Annotated in this window: 1 protein-coding gene; it reads right to left on the bottom strand. The window is 58.8% G+C overall.

What is annotated here, in order from left to right; all coding sequences use genetic code 11:
- Window positions 1–515 (bottom strand): type VI secretion system tip protein VgrG (gene vgrG, locus JJD74_RS30660; protein ID WP_200618111.1); only part of this gene is annotated, 515 nt, incomplete at its 3' end.
- Between the last annotated feature and the right edge of the window lie 63 nt (window positions 516–578).

Below are 578 nucleotides of genomic sequence, written 5' to 3'. Positions count from 1 at the left end.
TGCTGGAAGTGGTAATGAATACCTTCTTCTTCGCACAGGCGCTGGATGAAATGCAGGTCCGATTCATCGTATTGCACGCAGTAGATGCGCTCGGGGTAGATCGAGCCGGTCTTGAATTCGTAGGCGTTGCTTTGGATGCCGTGCTCTTCCAGCACTTGGCCGATGATTTTCGGCACCGTGAGGTTCTGGAAGATGCGTTGATTGACGCGGTGCGCCAGGTACGACAGTTGCGGGCGCAGGGTCACCGAATAACGGGTCAGGCGTTTGCCTGAGTCACCTTGCGCGGCGCGGTAGATCTGGCCGTGGATGCCGCTGCCGTCGGGCGACAGTTGCAGGAAGGCCGGTTTGTGCAGCAGGGTTTCGAGGTCCAGCGACGGTTTTTCACTGACCAGCTCCACCTCAAAGACAAAGGGCTGGCTGATGGCTTCCCGGCCGGTGAGGGTAAACACCTGGAAATCAGCGGAAAGACCTTCGATGGTCAGGGCAAAGTGGGTTTCATTGGCCGGCGCGAACATCCCTTGTTCCTCGTGCTGTGCAGCGGCGCTCGTCGACGCCCGCAAAAGCGGGTCAACGTACGC

This window comes from Pseudomonas sp. MF6776 (assembly GCF_016613125.1).
In the GTDB taxonomy this organism is placed as follows: domain Bacteria; phylum Pseudomonadota; class Gammaproteobacteria; order Pseudomonadales; family Pseudomonadaceae; genus Aquipseudomonas; species Aquipseudomonas iridis.
This window is presented reverse-complemented; position numbering and strand designations above follow the sequence as displayed.